The organism is Kribbella sp. NPDC004138 (assembly GCF_053603655.1).
This window is the reverse complement of sequence record NZ_JBSGFZ010000009.1, coordinates 253,649-270,043: the sequence shown is the minus strand read 5'-3', so window position 1 is coordinate 270,043 and position 16,395 is coordinate 253,649. Positions and strand designations below refer to the sequence as shown.

Below are 16,395 nucleotides of genomic sequence, written 5' to 3'. Positions count from 1 at the left end.
AGGGAGGGGAAGAGTCTTCGGGAGCCGTGAAGGAAGAACGTGAAGACAGGGCGGAGGTTCTTCGGAGATCTCAGGAAGGGAAATAAGAGTGAAGAGGGTGGCTGGGTGCCTGGCTGGGTCAGCCCGTACCCGCGGCTGGCGATCGGCGCAGGCAGTACGCCGTACACCGCGCCCGGGTCCTCCAGGCCTGGTGAACCTCGCCGTGCCTGGAAACGCAACGGCTACAGCGGGAGCTTCTGTGGTTACGCGGCACTGTGGACGGTGCCAGCCACACACCGTCTACGCGATGGCCTGCCTGGCCTGCGGCGACGGCCCGCTCCTGACCGGCCAGCTCGCCGAGATCGCCCGCGACATCGGCCCGCAGCAACTGCCGGCAGTCATCACTGATCAGCTCGCCGCCGCCGGGTGGCAGTGGACGACGACCTCGTACGGCACCGGATGGGTCTGCTGCCAAGCCGCCAGACAGCAACGCTCCGCCCGGGCCGGGGCTTCGAGGTGACCACCCCGACCGGTATCCGGCAGTCGGCACTGACGTTGCACGCTTCCTTCCCATGTCGGTAAGAAACGTGTCAGCAGCCGCCACATTCGGGTGACCTTCGTCGGCAGCAGGATGACGGACTGTGGCTCGGTCGGTTGACCACCACTGGATCCCAACGCCGATGATTGAATTCGTTGGTGCAGCAACGCCGTGCTCATGCGGCCCACGCGAGGACTGCAGCGGATCTTGAGCTCGATTTGATGTTCTCTTGGCGTCCGCCTGATCGCTCGTTCGCGACCGTAGTCGCATGACCGGTACAGCCGGCCGCGCGGATCGCGGCTGTGGCGGACGGAGGCCGACGCCATGACGAACCCATCTCTCTCTTCTTTCCGCCGCCGACGCACTCTGCTGCGTCGATCGGCCGCGGCCGCCGCCGGTGTCACGGTCGCCGGTCTGACCGGTACGGGACTGATGATGCTCGGATTCGATCAAGGTCTGCTGGCCGACTCCCGGACAGGTAAGAGCGCCTCAGATCCAGCTGAGAACGCGCCGAACGCCGAACCGTCGCCGGGTTCCACGTCCGCCCAGGCGATGTGCCCACCGCCGCAGCTAGGTGGCGGACCGGCACCAGGCCCGACGCCCACCAGCCGGCCTGCTCGCCCAGGGAACAATGCGGATCGCGACGACAACGAGGGCGATGACGAGGACGCGATCACGCGCGGCGCCGGCTACCGCACGACCCCGCCGAACGTGGTCCGCAACCCGGTGCCGGCGAGTCCGACGCCGGCGTCGCTACCACCCGTCTGCCTGTCCCTGCCTCCTCGCGGCGGTCAACCTCGACAACCCTCCACTTCACAACCTCAGGCACCGGGACTCGGCGGCACGGGAAACAACCAGCAGCCGCCGGCGGGTGGAACCCACGGCTCATGACGGCGACCGACACGTCCGGCATAGCCCGGCCAACGTCAGCGTCGAGCCGTCGACCGGCCGGTAGCGCGAACGGCTGCTTCAACTTCCTGCCGACTTCCCGACCTGGTCGGTCTCCAGCCGATCCGGGGTAGCTGACCCGTCATGGTGATTACTTGCGCGGCGCGGTGATCACTACTGTGGTTCGGGTCATGGATCTGAAGAGCCCGATCAGCACTGTGGTGCCGTCGTTGGACGGGCCGGTGCTGGAGGTGCTGGCCCGGGCCGAGGGCGGGCTGTCGGGGCGGCAGATTCACAAGCTGGCCGGGGCCGGGAGTGTCGCGGGGGTGCGGCTCGTGCTGCAGCGGCTGGCTGCGACCGGGCTCGTGCATGTGGACGATCTCGGGAACTCGTTGCTGTACCGCCTCAATCGTCAGCACCTGGTCGCGCCGATCGTCGAGCAGCTCGCGAATCTCCGCGGGATGTTGGTCGCCCGGCTCGCCGACGAGATCGGCGGCTGGCGGATCCCGCCGGTGCACGCGAGTGTGTACGGCGCGATCGCCCGCGGTGACGGTGAGCTCGACAGCGACGTGGAGCTGTTGCTGATCCGTCCGGACCGCGACGACCTCGAGGCTGCGCTCTGGGAGGACCAGGTCGGCCGGCTGATGCAGACCGTCGTCGACCTGACCGGCAACCCGGCGCACGTCTTCGAGCTGAGCCAGACCGAGCTGTCGGACCACCTGGCCGGCGAGGACCCGATCCTCAACGACTGGATGCACCCGAGCGTCCAGCTCACCGGCGTACGGCTGGCGACGCTGCTGAATCAGTTCGAGGCAGCCCTTCCCCGGTAGCGGGATCGTGTGGGTACTCTCCTTTCAGCATTGTCAGGAATTGTCAGGACTATCCACCCCGGGACCATCCAATGACGCGCATCGCCATCGACGGCGGCCAGTCCGCGCTCCGTCTTCGTGTCCTCCCGTCCGGACGCACCGGCCAAGGGCCCGGCTACACGCACGGACCTGATGCCGTGTCCAAGCTGCTGGACGCGATCCGCATCGCCGCGGCCGAGGCCGAGGTGGACGGCCAGGTGGACGTCGTCGCGCTCGGCCTGACCGGCTACCCGCAGGCCCACGGCGCTGCCGAGCGGTTCGCCGCCGATGTCGCTGAGCTGCTCGACGCCGGCGAGGTGCGCCTGACCCAGGACATGGTCACGGCCCACGCCGGCGCGTTACCGGACGGGTACGGCGTGGTGGTGGCCGCCGGCACGGGGCTGGTCTGTCTCGCGGTGGATCGCGACGGTACGTGGCGCAAGCTCGACGGCCACGGATACCTGTTCGGCGACGCCGGCAGTGCGTTCGCGATCGGTCGCGCCGGCCTGGTCGCCGTCCAGCGGGCCCGGGACGGCCGCGGTCCGATGACGAAGCTCGCGGACACCGCGCTCGACCCGGTCGCGCTCTACCGGTCGACCACGCTGGTCGACGACGTGGCCCGGTTCGCCCCCGAGGTACTGCGGTGTGCGGGCGAAGGGGATCCGGTCGCCGTCGAGTTGCTGGTCCAGGCGGCCGGCGACATCGCCGAGACGATCGGCGCCGCGGTCGCCCAACTGGCCGGCGAAGGGCCGGTGCCGGTCGCGTGCGTCGGCGGCCTGTTCGACGGCGCTGGGGAACAGTTGCTGACGCCGGTCCGCGAGGCCTTGCCCGGGCGAGCAAGACTGACAGTGGCGGCCGGCAACTCGCTCGACGGCGCCGAACGTCTCGCCACGGGTTCGGTGGGGCCGTACGCCGACCTGATCGTCGCGCATCCGCATCCTCGATAATTACGGTGTTGACCGTATATCTTGGCAGGCATCGTCCGATCCGAGCCGGTACGACAGCTGGAGACTTCACGTGAACGAACTCCTTCTGGCCGCGACGTCCTTGGACGTCACGCCGCCGCCCGGCCATCGGCTCGACGGGTACGCCGCCCGCGCCGGGCTATCGACCGGCACCGCGGACCCGCTCCGCGCAACGCTGATCTGGTTGTCCACCAAGGATGATCCGGGCGTGCTGTGGCTCACGCTCGACGCGATCGCCGTCGGGAGCGCGCTCTCATCGGAGCTCGCGGCTGCCGCCGGAGCCGCCGCCGGCATCCCGCCGTCGCAGGTCGTGGTGTCCGCGTCGCACACGCACTCCGGGCCGTCCGGGTGGACCGGTGAGATCCATCCGGTGATCCCGGCCGAACGCGAATGTGTGCTGGTCGACTCGTTGGTCGGCGCGGTGCGCGGGGCCCGGCTGGAGCTGCAGCCGGTGACGGCGAGTTGGCATTCGATCGAGGTCGTCGGCGTCGGGACCAACCGGCATCGCAAGAACGGTCCGCACGACAACACCGCCGGCATCCTCGCGTTGCACGGCGCCTCCGGCGCTCTCGAGGCGGTGCTGCTGGACTTCGCGTGCCACCCGACGACGTACGGCCCGGAGAACCTGCAGTACTCCGCCGACTGGCCCGGCGCCGCCCGTGCCGCCTTGGCTCCCACTGTGGTCGGCTTTCTGCAAGGTGCGGCCGGTGACGTCAGTCCGCGCTTCACGCGTCAGGGTCGCGGCGCGGCCGAGGTCGCCCGGCTGGGTGGGTTGCTGGCCGCGCGTCTCCGTGAAGCTCTGGCCGGTCCGGGGCTCGAGCTACCGCAGTCGGCGCCGGCAATCCGTCGTACCACTCTGACTTTGCCTGTGCGATCGGTCCCGCCTGTGGACGAGTCCGAGAGGCTGGCGTCCGTTGTGGAGAGCCGGGTCAGCACGGCCGACGACCCTTCGGGCCGCATCTCGCAGACCCGCTTGGACGGAGCCCGCGGCCAGGTCCTGATGGCCGCCGCGTCGCTGCCGCGGGCTCTGGACCTCAACATCAGCAGGGTCACCATGGGCGACGTGTGCTGGATCAATCTTCCGGTCGAGCTGTTCGCGGTCCACGGCGCCTGCCTCCAGTCCGACAGCATCTACCCCGTCACCCGGGTCGTCGGCTACACCGACGGCTACTACGGCTACGTGGTGGACCCGTCGGCCGCCGAGGCAGGCACCTACGAAGCCCTCATCACCTTCTTCGACCAACCGACGACGCACGAACTCATCAGCCGCACCGCGACCTTCGTGAACAGCTAGAGAGCCAGCTCTGGCTGAAGCTTCTTGGCCGGCCATACGCGTTGGTTGCGGGCGGCGAGGGTGGAAGCGGTGAGGGCGGCGGTGAACCAGAGGGCGAGGGCCAGGAGGTCTCCGCCGAGGGAGGCACCCGGGCCGCCGTACATCAGGTGGCGGACGCCGTCGATGGCGTAACTCATCGGCAGGGCGTGGTGGAAGAAGTACAGCGGCCCCGGAATCGTCTGCCACGGGAACGTGCCGCCGGCGCTGACCAGCTGGATGACCATCAGGACCAGGCCGAGGAACTTGCCCACAGCGCCGAACCACGCGGACAGCGCGTGCAGGATCGCGACGAAGGTGAACGACGTCAGGATCAGGAAGCCGACGGTCAGCCACGGGTGCGCGGCGTGGATGCCGAGGCCGAGGACGACGGCGACGAAGACCAGCGTGGCCTGGATCGCGCCGAACAGCGCAGGCGGCAACCAGCCGCCGAGCGCCACCCGGAACGGCGACTGCAAGGCCGCGAGCGCTCGCGGTGACAGCGGCCGCACCAGCAGAAACAGGACGTACGCACCGATCCAGCAGGCAAGGCAGAGGAAGAACGGAGCCAGACCGGCGCCGTAGCTGTCGGCGGTGGCCTGCGAGACGTTCTGCAGCGTGACGGGTGCACCGAGCGTCTCGGCGACCGCCTTGCGCTGATCCGCTGACGGGTTGGGGATCTGCTTCACGCCGTTCTGCAGGCCGGTGCTCAGTTGCGTCGCACCGGTCTTCAGTTGACCCACACCGGTCGCCAGGCTGTTCGCACCGGTCAGCAACTGCCCCTGCCCGGTCACGGCCTGCTTCTCTCCAGCAGCGAGCTTCTGTGCACCGGTCTGCAGGGTGCCCAGCCCAGTCTTGAGCTGGCTGGCGCCTGTGCTGAGCTGATGCGCCCCACTGGACGCCGTACGGATGCCGTTCGTCAGAGCCGGTGTCGCCTTGGCCAGCGCGGAAGCGCCGTTCGACACCTTCCGCGCCCCGGTGGCGAGCGTGTTGAGCTGCTTGGACGTCGACTGGATCTTGGTGTTCGCCTGTACGACGGGTGCGCGCAGCTTCGCCGTCTCGGTCAGCACCACGTTGATCTGGTGCTGGCTCAGCCCCTGGGCTCGCAACCGCGCCGCCAGCTGGGTGTCGAAGGTCTTGAGGTCCTTCACCAGCGTGCTGGACGCGGTCGCCACCTGACGTCCCGCGCCGGCGATCTTTTCGTTGCCGTCAGCAACCTGATCCGCACCGGCCGCCAGCTGCTTCGTCTGCTTCGGCAGCGCTGCGGTCTTCTCCTGCAGCGTATCCAGACCGTTGTCGAGCTTTCCTGCGCCGGTCGCCAAGGATGACGCGCCCTGCGACGCCTGGGTCGCCCCGGCGGCCAGCTGTGTCGCGCCGGCAGACAGCTGCTTCTGTGCGGTGTTGAGTTGCGACGCACCGGACTGCAGCTTCGCGACGCCGGTCGCAGCCGACGTCAGCCCGTTCTGCAGCTTGGCGGCACCGGCGGCTGCGGAACTCACGTTCTTGTGGATGGTGTTGTACCCGGCCAGCAGCTGCGATGCCGCGGTCTCGCTGACCTGTGACGCGACCGTCTTCGTCACCTGCGCGACGACCTGGTTGGCGATCGTGTGCGCGATGTAGTTGTTGGCGTCGTTCGTCAGCAGCTCCAGCTCCGCCTGCCGCGGGGTGAAGTCCGCACTCGACGCCAGGTCGGCCGAGAAGGTCTTCGGCAGCACCAGAGCGAACTCGTACTTGCCGTCGGACACCCCCTGGGTCGCGTCGGCACGGTCCACCTGGTGCCAGTCGAAGCTCTTCGACTTCACCAGTTCGTCCGCGACCTGCGGTCCCACGTTGAGCTTTTCGCCGGTCGCGAGCGTCGTACCCGCGTCCTCGACGACGACCGCGGTCGGGATCTTGTTCAGCCGGCCGTACGGGTCGTGGTTCGCGTACAGGTACAGGCCGCCGTACAGCACGGGCACCAGCAGCAGCGCCACCACGGCCAGTTTGGGCAGCCGTCCGGCCGTCAGGCGCCGTAACTCACTCAGGGCCATCCGCAGCGCGGTCACGCCTCTGTCTCCACTTCTTCTTCCTCGATTGGGGTGACTGGCTCCACCGGAGCGATCGGGGTGACCTGCACCGGGTCGGGCTGGTCCGTCTCACCCATCCGGGCGGCCTTGACGTCCAGCAGCCGGGCCGACGCGTCAGAGCACGTGATGATCACGCCGTACCCCTGTGCCGCCAACCCGCGGCCCAGCTCATACCAGCCGTGCGGATCGCCCCCGTGGCGATCCGGCATGGTCAGAATGACCACCTGTACGTCGGGGCGCGCCACCGTGAGCTCTGTGAGCAGTCTGGTGCGCACGGCGACCGGGAGGTGCTCGAACCGCTTGTCGGCGTGCTCTGCCGCGTCGTGCTCGTTCAGCCACTCCAGAACGGCCTTACGCCCGGCCTTGCGACCCGCGATGGCCAACTCCTCGCCCACAACGGTCTGAACGGGCAGGGCGTCGTCCGGCTCGGTGATGCCCGGCGCGTCGACCACAGCAACGTGTCGTCGCAGCAGGGCCGGCTCAGCCTTGCCGTCGAGGCGGACCGAACCGGTGTCGAGCTTCAGCCGCCCGGACAGACCGAGTGACGCTGCCACGTGGCCGGCGCCCGGATATCCGGTCAACAGCACGACCTGATGATCCGCGACCGACAGTGACGTGGCGTGCAGCATCGGCGCATGCGGACCCCGCACGCTGATCCCGGTGGCCTCGAGCTCCATCCTGCATCCCCGTTCAATACGGTTGTGTATTCAATACAGAACTGTATCCTACTCCTATGGAAACGCCCAAGCGCCGCCGCTCCAACACCCGGGCCCGACTTCTCGAGGGAGCCCTGGAGGTGTTCGCCGAGCGCGGCTTCCACGGCGCGTCGGTGGAGGACATCTGCGAGCGGGCCGGATTCACCCGCGGCGCCTTCTACTCGAACTTCGGGTCCAAGGACGAGTTGGTGCTCGCGCTGTTCCAGGCCACGACCGACCGGCTGCTGGAGCAGATCGAGGCGCTGCTCCCCGAGCTCGCCACGCAGCCCGGCACGCTGCTCGACGCCGTACTGGGGCTGCTCGACGAGGCCGCGCCCGATCAGCGGCAGTGGCACCTGATCTCGGCCGAGTTCACGCTGCACGCACTGCGCGACCCGGCGGCGGCCGAGGCGCTGAACCGGCAGCGTGCGATGTTCCGCACGAGTCTGACCGGACTGGTCGAGCAGATCGCCGAGGCCGGCGGGCTGGAGCTGACCGTTCCTGCGGAGCAGTTCGTCCGGATGGTGATCGCGCTGCACGAAGGGGCTCGCTCGCAGAGCCTGCTCGAGCCGCGGAAGGTGCCGGCCGGGTCGCTCGAGCACACGTTCCTGCCGATGGTGCTGGACGCGGTCAGCCGACCTTCACGCTGACCGTGTGCAGTCCGGTCGCGCCGTCCGGAGCCGGTGGCGCCGACGACTCGACCTGCGGATTGCCCTTCGCGTCGAACGCCCGGACCTGCAGCACGTGCGTGCCGCGCGGCGCGTTCCACGTCCAGTGCCACTGCCGCCAGGTGTCGATCGACGGGTCCGTAGCCAGCGTGGCTTGTTGCCAAGGGCCCCCGTCGACCCGGACCTCGACCTTGGACACCCCGACGTGCTGGTCCCAGGCCACGCCGGCGACCGTCACCGGTCCCGGGTCAACCTTCTTTCCGAGCGGAGTGTCGATCCGCGACGACAACTTGATCGGGCCGAGCGCCGACCACCCGCGCGGCGTCCAGTACGCCTCGAACCGGTCGAACCGGGTGACCTCGATGTCCACCAGCCACTTCGTCGCCGACACGTAGCCGTACAGCCCCGGGACGACGATCCGCACCGGGAACCCGTGCTCGACCGGCAACGGCTCACCGTTCATCGCGAACGCGAGCATCGCCTGCCGGTCGTCGAGCAACGTCGGCAGCGGCGTACCGGCGGTGAACCCGTCCTTCGACGTCGACTGGATCGCGTCCGCGTCCCGCGCCGGACCGGCCTCCTCGAGCAGGTCCTTCAGCAGTACGCCGGACCACAACGCGTTGCCGATCAGGTCGCCGCCGACTTCGTTGCTCACGCACGTCAACGTGACCCACTTGTGGATGACCTGGCGCTTGAGCAGGTCGTCGAAGCTCAGGGTGAGCTCGCGGTCGACCATGCCGTGGATGCGCAGCTTCCAGTCCGCGGGCACGATCTGCGGCACCGAGAGCGCGGTGTCGATGCGGTAGAAGTCCTCGTTCGCAGTCGCCCACGGTACGGCGCCGTCGGCCTGGACACCGGCGGGCGGCGCCAGGGTCGGCGGCTGCGGAAGGCGGAGCTGCTTGCGGGCGTCCGCCACGGCGGCGCGGTTCCCGCCGACGATCTTGCCGGCCGCGGCGACCGCGGCGGAGCCGAGCGCGACACCGGCCGACAACTGCAAGAAGCCGCGGCGACTGACGCCGTCGTCCGGGAAGTCGAGCAGCGGTTCGAGCCGGCGGCTGAAGAGTCTGAGGATGACCAAGGCGGTCACACCGGCGAGCGCCGACGGGAGGAACCCGGTCTGGCCGGAGTCGGCGCGGGTGACAGCTGCGGCGACCGCCACACCGGCGAGTGCGATCGTGATCAGGGCGCCGGCCCAGAACCGCCGTACGGCGAGAATCCCGCCGACCGCGGCGAGGGCCGCGACGACGATCAGGATGCCGACCCGAAGCGCGGTCTTGTCGTGCGTCCCGAACCAGGAGATCGCGAGATCCTTCATCCAGGGCGGCACCCGGTCGATGAACGCCGACCCGATCGCCACCACCGGCGTCTGCGGTGTCCCCAGAACGCCCGCCGCCACGCTCCCGACGGCCAGCCCGGCAAGAGCAGCCAAAACCCCACCAACCGCACCACGCCACCAAACGCCCCGCGCAGCTGCCCGAGATCCGCCCCCACGTCCCGATCCACCGCCGGATTCGCCGCCCGATCCACCATCCGATGCGCGGGCCGATCTACTGTCCGATTCGCGGCGGCCCGATCCGCCGTCCGTTCCGCCGGCCGATCCACTGGCCGATACGTGCGTCGACGCACCGTCCGAGGTTCGGGCCGATCCGCCGGTCGACTGATCGCCGGTTTCGCGGCCGACCTCACCCGCACCGCCCGGCGCGTAGGTGGGCCAGTCGCCGGGCTGGTTCACGGGACCGCCGGAGCTGGCCGGCGACGTACTTCCTCCGGGCCGGCCGACGCCGGCCTCGTGGGACGTGGTGCTGCCGGGTCGCGGCTGATCCGGGGGTTGTTTCACTTCTCAACCATTACGCGGCGGGGCGCCCGACACCAGTCGGGCGCCCCATCCGTTAGTCGCGGGTAATGCTCTTGTGTGGTTGTGAAGTCGGTCAGATCCGGTCGGGCGTGATCGGCCCGAGGCCCGGGCGGCCGTTCGGCCAGCGGCGGGCGTTGTCCCGGACTCGGCGGAGCTTGCCGAGGACGACGTCCCGCTCGTCGGCCAGCTGGGACATCCAGAGGCTGTCGATCTCGAGCAGGTGGTCCGGCAGTGCTTCGCGCAGCCGCCGCTTCCCCTCCTCGGTCAGGACCGCGAACGAGCCGCGGGCGTCGTCAGGGCAAGGCTCGCGGCGGACCAGGCCGAGGTTCTCGGCACGGTCGACCAGCCGGGTGATGCCGCCGGTGGTGACGGTCAGCTCCCGGGCGAGAGAGGTCAGACGCTGTTTCTCACCGTGGCTGCGGGCAAGCCGCAGCAACAGTTCGAACATTGCCATTTGCAGTCCACTGCGCTTCAGAGAATGGCGCATCAGGTGATCCAGCTCTGCTGCTGCTTCTCGCAACAGGCCGTAGGCCGTCAGCACGTCGCTCTCCCAGGGTTCGGCAGCGCGAGTGGGTTCTGCATCGGCGAGCGCTAGGGGCGAGCAAAGCGAAGGCGCGATGGTCATGCGCGGACTCTATTAGCTGACTAGGTCACTTCGCTACACGGGGTGACCTCTCGGCTACAGATCGACCCCTAATCGTAAGTCTTCTGAGCGTAACGGACGCTCTGCGGCGCATCTGGTCTAGAACGGTGAAATACAACCTGCGTCGCCGCCGGAACGGTGGGAGGATGACCGGACGCGCTCGCTGGGGAGGGTACGCATGGCGGTGATCGAAGCGGCCGAGCTGGTCAAGGAGTTCAGTAGACCGGCCGTCCTGGAAGGCCGGTTGCCGCGGCTGCGGGCGCTGTTCAGCACGCAGCGCGACATCACCCGCGCGGTGAACGGGGTGAACTTCGAGGTCGAGCCCGGCGAGCTCGTCGGGTACCTCGGGCCGAACGGCGCCGGCAAGTCGACGACGATCAAGATGCTCACCGGGATCCTCACCCCGACCTCCGGCGTCTGCCGGGTCGCCGGACTGGAGCCGTCCCGGGACCGCGCCCGGAACGCCCGCAACATCGGCGTCGTGTTCGGCCAGCGAACCCAGCTCTGGTACGACCTTCCCCTCCGGGACTCGTTCGAGGTCCTCGCGGATCTCTACGACCTCGATCGATCGACGTACCGCAAGCGCGTCGGCCTCTTCACCGAACTGCTCGACCTGTCCGACTTTCTGGACACGCCGGTCCGCTCGCTGTCGCTCGGCCAGCGGATGCGCGGCGATCTGGTCGCCGCCATGCTGCACGAACCGTCGATCCTCTTCCTGGACGAGCCGACCGTCGGTCTGGACGTCGTGGCGAAGGCCCGGCTGACCGAGTTCATCGCCGAGACCAACCGGTCCGCCGGTACGACGGTGGTGCTGACCACGCACGACATGGACGACGTTGAGCGGCTCTGCCAGCGCATCATCGTGATCGACTCGGGCACGGTTCTGTACGACGGTGACCTGTCCCGTCTGAAGGAACGCTTCATGCCATACCGCTTCCTCGTCCTCACGCTGGCCGAACGCAGCATCCGCCGCGTCGCCGACATCCCGTTCGCGACCGAGGTCGACGCCGGCGCCGTCGGCACCGTCCTCCCGTACCCGGACCGCAGCGTCGTCCTGCGTTTCGACCCGCGCGAGATCACCACGCCCGAGCTGATCGCGCGGGCGTCGCAGGTGTACGAGGTGGACGAGCTGTCCATCGTCGATCCACGGCTGACCGATGTGATCTCGCAGCTGTACGACGGCTTGCTGACGTGACTACGGCGACGCAGCTCAGGGCGTTCCGCGGGATGACCCGTGCCGGGACGCGATCCGTCCTGATCTACCGCGGCGACCTGATCACCGGCGCGGTCACGCTGGTCATCCAGGTCGTCCTCGCGATCGCGGTCTGGCGGATCGTGTACTCCGGGCGCGGGCCGGTCGGCGGCATCGACGCCGGGACGGCGGTTGCCTATGCGGCGATTGCGGCCTGCCTGCAATCGGTGCTCCTTCCTTGGCAGTTCTCGTCGTTGCCGATGCGGATCCGCAACGGGCAGATCGCGACCGACCTGACGCGGCCGCTCGGCCTGATGTGGCAGGTCTTCGGGCAGAATCTCGGCGTACTGCTCGGTCGGCTGCCGCTCGGCGCGATCGGCCTCGCGGCCGCCGCGGTCCTCGGTGCGCTGACGGTTCCGCCCGGATGGGCTGCGGGACTCCTCTCGGTCGTCGCGACGGTCGGCGGCGTCGTGGTCGCGATGCTGTGCAACCTGATCGTGTCGATGGTGACGTTCTGGACGTTCGAGGTCAGTGGGCCGTTGATCGTGTACCGGTTCGGGAGCGCGTTCCTCTCGGGGTCGTTGATTCCGTTGTGGTTCATGCCCGGGTGGTTGCGGGCGTCGGTCGAATGGCTACCGTTCCAGGCGCAGGTGTACACACCCGTGTCGATCTATCTCGGTCAGACGCGCGGCGGCGAGGCGCTGGCGTTGGTCGCCGTACAGCTCGCGTGGGTGGCCGTGCTGGTCGTTGTACTCGAGCTGGTGTGGCGGCGAGCGCGCTACCGGGTGGTGGTGCAGGGTGGCTGAGCAGACGTGGCTCCGCCAGTACGTCATCCTCGAACGCGCCGCGTTGCGGGCGCAGCTGCAGTACCGCGTGAACTTCTGGACGACGCTGATGGGCGGGGTCGCCTACCAGGGCACGCAGTTGCTGTTCCTCGGTGTCCTCCTCGGGAAGTTCGGTCTGATCGGGGGCTGGGGTTTCCCCGAGGTCGCGTTCGTGTTCGCGATGCGGCTCGCGTCGCACGCCTTGTACGTCGTCCCGTTCGGATCGCTGCGGTTGCTCGACGAGATGGTCCGCGACGGCGAGTTCGACCGGGTCCTGTTGCGCCCGGTGAACCCGTTCCTGCAGCTGGTCACGCGGTGGTTCCCGCTGATGTCGCTCGGCGATGCGTTGCTGGGCGCGGGCGCGCTGATCATCTTCGGCTGGCAGGCGCCGATCGACTGGACCGGGGCGAAAGTCGTCTACCTGCTGCTCGCGGTCGTCGGCGGCGGCCTGGTCGAAACCGGCATCCAGACCTTCTTCTGCGGCCTCTCCTTCGTCGCCACCTCCACGTTCTCCCTCCGGATCTTCGCCGACACCTCGATCACCCAGTTCTCCGGCTACCCGCTGACCATGTTCGGCCGGGGCATCTTCTACGCCTTCTGCACGCTCGTCCCGATGGCCTTCATCTCCTTCCTCCCGGCGACCGTCCTCCTCGGCCGCACCGCCGACGTCCCGCTTCCCACCTGGCTGACCTTCCTCTCCCCGCTCGCCGGCGCCGTGGTCTTCGTCCTGGGCTACTCCTTCTTCACCAAGATGATGCCGAGATACACGAGCCCCGGGAGCTGACTCTTCGGGCCTGTGGATAACTTCCGCGGCGGTCCGGCGATTTTTGCGAGCCTTGATCCGTGAGGTTGTGAACCAACGGAACGGGGAGTCGGATGAGCAAGGACCAGGACGAGAAGTCGCCGTACGGCGCCGGATTCATCGCGGCCTGCATCGTCGTCGGCGCGGTGCTGATCTGCGGCGTCGTGATCATCTTCGCGGGCGGGCACGACGCCACTCCGGCGAGCGCCGCGGCCCAGCCGGTCGCCGCGTCCTCGGCTCAGCCCACCGACGATCCGGCATCCGCACCTGCCACGTCAGGCGCGCCGGCGCCCGAGTCCAGCGGCGCAAAGAGCCAGGGGCAGACGAGCGTCTGCGGCCTTCCCGCGGGTGACCAAGGTCTTCCGTCGACGGCGCCCACGGCCGACGGCTGGGACGTCAGCCGACGCGTCATCGTGCCGCGCTCCTCGAGGTACGGGCCGGGCAAGACCGACACCGACGGCTTCCGGCACTGCTTCGCGCACTCGCCGACCGGCGCGGTCTACGCGGCGTACAACGCGATCGCGGCCATCGCGGACCAGAGCAAGCTCATCCCGACGGTGAAGAAGCTGATGGTCCCGGGGACGGCGACCGACAGCCTGCTCCGCCAGGTCGTCACGACGGAACCCTCGGGCGACCCCTCGACCGTCCAGGTCGCCGGCTACCGGATCATCGACGCCGGCCAGGACCGCGTGACCGTCATGCTCGCGATGCCCGTCGAGGCCGTGTACATGAGCGCCAACCTGACGCTGGTCTGGCACAACGGCGACTGGCGCCTCCAGCCCCCGCCACCCGGCGAGCCCGTCGGCGCCCCCTTCTCCCAACACCGCGACCTCGGCGACTTCGTGAAGTGGAGTGGTATCTGATGTGCTCACCGATGGACATGAAGTGCCACGTGGTGGACGGCGTCCAGTCCGTCGCCAGCAGTTGGATCGACACCGCCAATCGGACCTCGACGGAATTCTTCTCCACGATCCTGAATTCGCTGGCGACCTTCTGGGTCAAGCCGAAGAGCCCGGTCCAGCTCGCCACCAGCACCGACGATGGCCATACCTGGACCGACACCAATACTGTCGCGTTCGTGCACGGTCAGACGCTCAAGCTGACCCTCGGGATCCTCACCGTTGCGATCGTCATCGCCGGAATGCGGATGGCGTGGGAGCAACGAGCGAAGCCGCTCCAGGAGTTGCTCAAGGCGCTACTGACCTTCATCGTCGTCTCCGGAGCCGGGACGGCCGCGATCCAGCTCCTGATCACCGCGTCGGACGACTTCGCCGTCAAGGTCGTGAACGCCGCCATCGGAGGCGAATCGTTCTCGTCGACGATCCGGACCATGATGATCAGCCCGTCCGACTACGGCGGTGGTTCGGGGATCACGTCCGCTCTGATGCTGATACTCCTCGGGCAGATGGCGGCGTGGGCGTCACTGATCCAGATCGTGTTGATGCTGATTCGATCGGCGATCCTGGTGCTGCTCGGTGCGACGCTGCCTCTCGCGGCGGCGGCGACCAACACCGAGGTCGGCAGAGCCTGGTTGAAGAAGTACTGCGCGTGGACCCTGGGTTTCATCGCCTACAAGCCGGCCGCGGCTCTCATCTACGCGGCCGCCATCAAGCTGAAGGACGACCAGATGCTCGGCTCTGACACCGGTCTGATGAAGTCGCTCACCGCCTTGATGATGATGCTCCTCGCGATCCTCGCCCTGCCGGCCCTTCTCCGCCTCGCGGTGCCGGTCACCGCGGCTGTCGCGGGCGGCGCGGCAGGTATGGGCAGTACAGGTCCTGACATGAGCTCGTTACCGAGCGGCGCGATCAACGTCGGCTCATCCGGCGGCGCGCAGGGGAGCGGACACAGTGCGGCGTCGTCCAGTGGCGCGGGAGCATCCGGGGCTGGTGCGTCGGGAGCTGGGGCGACCGGGGCGGCGACCACTGGGGCGAAGGCTGCGGGTGGTGCGGCGCTGGGGCCGGCGGGTGTTGCTGCTGCCGCGGCGCGCAAGGCTGCCGGAGCCTTCGCGGGGGCGGCGGCGCACTCTGCGGGAGAAGCGGGCGGCGGCAGTTCTGGGGCCTCCATGCCCCGATCGAGTGGCAGCCGTCCATCCGGCGGCGGTCGCGCGAACAGCCGAAACGCCGGCGGCCGGACCCACCCGTCCGCGCCACACCCCAGCCCCAAGGTCCCGGCCGGCGCCACTACCGGAGACGCCGGTCCCTCCGGCGGCTGGTGACTCCGACGGCATGCGGTCCGCACAGCACTCAGGCTTGCGTCGCCCGTTGCTCGAGGCGCGTGCGGTCCGGGCGGATGAAAGCATGGCCGTGTGGATCGGATCGCGCTGATTTCGGATGTGCACGGGAACCTGACGGCGTTGGAGGCGGTGCTGGCGGATCTTGGGGAGCGCGGGATCGGGCGGGTGTTCAACCTCGGCGACTACGTGGGGAAGGGGCCGCGCGGGCAGGCTGTGGTGGATCGGTGTCGCGAGGTCTGCGAGGTGAACATCCTCGGGAACTGGGACGACTTCCTGCCCGATCCCGAGCGGTCCGAGGACAGCGAAGGGCTGCGGTGGTGGAAGAACGAGTTGCGGGAGGACCAGTGGGCCTGGTTGCGCGGGCTGCCGTTCTGCCATGACTTCCTGCTGAGTGGGCGGCAGGTGCGGTTGTTCCACGCCTCGTCGACGAGCGTTCACCACCGGATCGTGTTCGATCACGACGAAGCGCAGTACGCGAGCTTCTTCGAGAACACGCCGGCGACCGGGGACGGGCCGCTGCCGGTGATCGTTGGGTACGCCGACATCCACGACCCGTTCTACGAGGAGGACCGCGGGCGGACGCTCTTCAACACCGGCTCGGTCGGCAACAGCCTCGGTGACCCGACGCCCGGATACGTGATCCTCGAAGGGGTCCTGGGCTCACCCGACCCGGCGCCGTACTCGATCCAGTTCGTCCGGGTTCCGTACGACGCGCACGCCGAGCTGGCGATCGCGCGCGACCTCGGGATGCCGGAGCTCGACGGCTACGAGGCGGAGATCATCCGCGGTGTCTACCGCACGACCTTCTACGCCGGCCGCGATCCCCGATACCACCGCCGACCGGCCTGAACGCGGTTGTCCCCAGGGTTATCCACAGCTGTGCATTG

The 16,395-nt window shown here is 68.8% G+C and carries 15 protein-coding genes; 11 read left to right on the top strand and 4 right to left on the bottom strand.

Annotated features, from left to right (window positions below):
• Positions 1 to 286: 286 nt before the first annotated feature.
• The 4 genes from ACWEOO_RS15700 (at position 287) to ACWEOO_RS15685 (ending at position 4,512) form a co-directional block, all read left to right on the top strand.
• Positions 287 to 499: a hypothetical protein gene (locus tag ACWEOO_RS15700; protein WP_452143546.1), complete on the top strand. Its 213-nt coding sequence runs from the start codon at positions 287 to 289 to the stop codon at positions 497 to 499.
• A gap of 1,097 nt (positions 500 to 1,596) precedes the next feature.
• A complete protein-coding gene (locus ACWEOO_RS15695; protein WP_452143545.1) occupies positions 1,597 to 2,235 on the top strand; it encodes a hypothetical protein in 639 nt (212 codons plus the stop codon).
• Positions 2,236 to 2,306: 71 nt separating this feature from the next.
• Positions 2,307 to 3,200 (top strand): N-acetylglucosamine kinase, encoded by an 894-nt coding sequence (locus ACWEOO_RS15690; protein WP_452143544.1) that lies wholly within the window; start codon positions 2,307 to 2,309, stop codon positions 3,198 to 3,200.
• Positions 3,201 to 3,270: 70 nt separating this feature from the next.
• Complete coding sequence (locus ACWEOO_RS15685; RefSeq protein ID WP_452143543.1) at positions 3,271 to 4,512, top strand: hypothetical protein; 1,242 nt, start codon at positions 3,271 to 3,273, stop codon at positions 4,510 to 4,512.
• Here ACWEOO_RS15685 and ACWEOO_RS15680 read toward each other — a convergent pair.
• Together ACWEOO_RS15680 and ACWEOO_RS15675 are read right to left on the bottom strand one after the other, a co-directional pair.
• A complete protein-coding gene (locus ACWEOO_RS15680; protein WP_452143542.1) occupies positions 4,509 to 6,572 on the bottom strand; it encodes a YhgE/Pip family protein in 2,064 nt (687 codons plus the stop codon). The two genes, ACWEOO_RS15685 and ACWEOO_RS15680, sit on opposite strands and share 4 nt — an antisense overlap.
• Positions 6,569 to 7,270 carry a hypothetical protein gene (locus ACWEOO_RS15675; protein WP_452143541.1) on the bottom strand — a complete coding sequence of 234 codons (702 nt, stop codon included), beginning with the start codon at positions 7,268 to 7,270 and terminating at the stop codon, positions 6,569 to 6,571. Before ACWEOO_RS15675 ends, ACWEOO_RS15680 begins: the two co-directional genes overlap by 4 nt.
• Before the next feature lie 56 nt (positions 7,271 to 7,326).
• On the opposite strand from ACWEOO_RS15675, the gene ACWEOO_RS15670 reads away from it, so the two are divergent.
• Positions 7,327 to 7,938: a TetR/AcrR family transcriptional regulator gene (locus ACWEOO_RS15670; RefSeq protein ID WP_452143540.1), complete on the top strand. Its 612-nt coding sequence runs from the start codon at positions 7,327 to 7,329 to the stop codon at positions 7,936 to 7,938.
• Here ACWEOO_RS15670 and ACWEOO_RS15665 read toward each other — a convergent pair.
• Both ACWEOO_RS15665 and ACWEOO_RS15660 read right to left on the bottom strand, forming a co-directional pair.
• Entirely contained in the window at positions 7,919 to 9,385 is a 1,467-nt protein-coding gene (locus ACWEOO_RS15665) for a molybdopterin-dependent oxidoreductase (RefSeq protein ID WP_359934705.1), read from the bottom strand. The two genes, ACWEOO_RS15670 and ACWEOO_RS15665, sit on opposite strands and share 20 nt — an antisense overlap.
• Before the next feature lie 499 nt (positions 9,386 to 9,884).
• Entirely contained in the window at positions 9,885 to 10,265 is a 381-nt protein-coding gene (locus ACWEOO_RS15660; RefSeq protein ID WP_355693484.1) for a MarR family winged helix-turn-helix transcriptional regulator, read from the bottom strand.
• 367 nt (positions 10,266 to 10,632) lie between these two features.
• Between ACWEOO_RS15660 and ACWEOO_RS15655 the strand changes: the two genes are divergently transcribed.
• The 6 genes from ACWEOO_RS15655 (at position 10,633) to ACWEOO_RS15630 (ending at position 16,357) form a co-directional block, all read left to right on the top strand.
• A complete protein-coding gene (locus ACWEOO_RS15655) occupies positions 10,633 to 11,649 on the top strand; it encodes an ABC transporter ATP-binding protein (RefSeq protein ID WP_452143539.1) in 1,017 nt (338 codons plus the stop codon).
• A complete protein-coding gene (locus tag ACWEOO_RS15650; RefSeq protein WP_359934701.1) occupies positions 11,646 to 12,452 on the top strand; it encodes an ABC transporter permease in 807 nt (268 codons plus the stop codon). Before ACWEOO_RS15655 ends, ACWEOO_RS15650 begins: the two co-directional genes overlap by 4 nt.
• Positions 12,445 to 13,254: an ABC transporter permease gene (locus ACWEOO_RS15645; RefSeq protein ID WP_452143538.1), complete on the top strand. Its 810-nt coding sequence runs from the start codon at positions 12,445 to 12,447 to the stop codon at positions 13,252 to 13,254. The genes ACWEOO_RS15650 and ACWEOO_RS15645 overlap by 8 nt, the downstream gene beginning before the upstream one ends.
• Before the next feature lie 92 nt (positions 13,255 to 13,346).
• On the top strand, positions 13,347 to 14,135 hold the full coding sequence (locus ACWEOO_RS15640) for a hypothetical protein (RefSeq protein WP_452143537.1): 789 nt from the start codon (positions 13,347 to 13,349) through the stop codon (positions 14,133 to 14,135).
• A gap of 11 nt (positions 14,136 to 14,146) precedes the next feature.
• Entirely contained in the window at positions 14,147 to 15,490 is a 1,344-nt protein-coding gene (locus ACWEOO_RS15635; protein ID WP_452143536.1) for a hypothetical protein, read from the top strand.
• Between the two features lie 90 nt (positions 15,491 to 15,580).
• Positions 15,581 to 16,357, top strand: coding sequence for a metallophosphoesterase family protein (locus ACWEOO_RS15630; protein ID WP_452143535.1), 777 nt, complete (start codon positions 15,581 to 15,583; stop codon positions 16,355 to 16,357).
• Positions 16,358 to 16,395 lie beyond the last annotated feature (38 nt).

What these genes read in the sequence shown, in the direction of transcription:
- ACWEOO_RS15700 (WP_452143546.1), top strand. Translation starts at nt 287, where the DNA reads ATGGCCTGCCTGGCCTGCGGCGACGGCCCGCTCCTGACCGGCCAGCTC.
- ACWEOO_RS15695 (WP_452143545.1), top strand. Translation starts at nt 1,597, where the DNA reads ATGGATCTGAAGAGCCCGATCAGCACTGTGGTGCCGTCGTTGGACGGG.
- ACWEOO_RS15690 (WP_452143544.1), top strand. Translation starts at nt 2,307, where the DNA reads ATGACGCGCATCGCCATCGACGGCGGCCAGTCCGCGCTCCGTCTTCGT.
- ACWEOO_RS15675 (WP_452143541.1), bottom strand. Translation starts at nt 7,270, where the DNA reads ATGGAGCTCGAGGCCACCGGGATCAGCGTGCGGGGTCCGCATGCGCCG.
- ACWEOO_RS15670 (WP_452143540.1), top strand. Translation starts at nt 7,327, where the DNA reads ATGGAAACGCCCAAGCGCCGCCGCTCCAACACCCGGGCCCGACTTCTC.
- ACWEOO_RS15660 (WP_355693484.1), bottom strand. Translation starts at nt 10,265, where the DNA reads ATGGCAATGTTCGAACTGTTGCTGCGGCTTGCCCGCAGCCACGGTGAG.
- ACWEOO_RS15655 (WP_452143539.1), top strand. Translation starts at nt 10,633, where the DNA reads ATGGCGGTGATCGAAGCGGCCGAGCTGGTCAAGGAGTTCAGTAGACCG.
- ACWEOO_RS15640 (WP_452143537.1), top strand. Translation starts at nt 13,347, where the DNA reads ATGAGCAAGGACCAGGACGAGAAGTCGCCGTACGGCGCCGGATTCATC.
- ACWEOO_RS15635 (WP_452143536.1), top strand. Translation starts at nt 14,147, where the DNA reads ATGGACATGAAGTGCCACGTGGTGGACGGCGTCCAGTCCGTCGCCAGC.